At 50.9% G+C, this 475-nt stretch carries 1 rRNA gene; it reads left to right on the top strand.

The window, feature by feature from the left end:
• A 23S ribosomal RNA gene (locus PL597_RS26030) occupies positions 1-91 on the top strand; the annotation flags it as partial.
• Positions 92-475 lie beyond the last annotated feature (384 nt).

The following is a 475-nucleotide window of genomic DNA, read 5'->3' as shown; positions in this document are numbered from 1 at the left end:
CCGTGGAAGACGACCACGTCGATAGGACGGGTGTGGAAGCACAGCAATGTGTGAAGCTTACCGTTACTAATAGCTCGATCGACTTCTTCGTTCCCATTGATTATGTTCATCGAACAAAGTTCGATGACATCATCTTCTGTCCTGACGCCCGAAGGGCTCCGGACGGGCCGCGCCACAGGGCGCGACGACCTCTGGTCTGTATGGCTGCCATGCTCATTGTTGAGCTAAGGTGGAATACCGACAGGTCACAGAAAGACGTGTAATTAAGATAAAAAGTGGCAATGCCACCCAGCTTCTCGAAAACAACAATCATGTGAAAACATGAACAAGGTTGCTTTGGCCACCTGGTCCCTCATATCAGAGGTGGCCGTATGGCCGATTGGCGTCCCCCGTGAGCGACAAGCGAACGGGATAAGGCATGCCAATCCAAAAAAGCAATCATATGTTCATGCGTTCCGCATGAACATATGTTGCG

The sequence above is a fragment of the Agrobacterium sp. ST15.13.013 genome (assembly GCF_027956525.1).
Taxonomy (GTDB): domain Bacteria; phylum Pseudomonadota; class Alphaproteobacteria; order Rhizobiales; family Rhizobiaceae; genus Agrobacterium; species Agrobacterium salinitolerans.
This window is presented reverse-complemented; position numbering and strand designations above follow the sequence as displayed.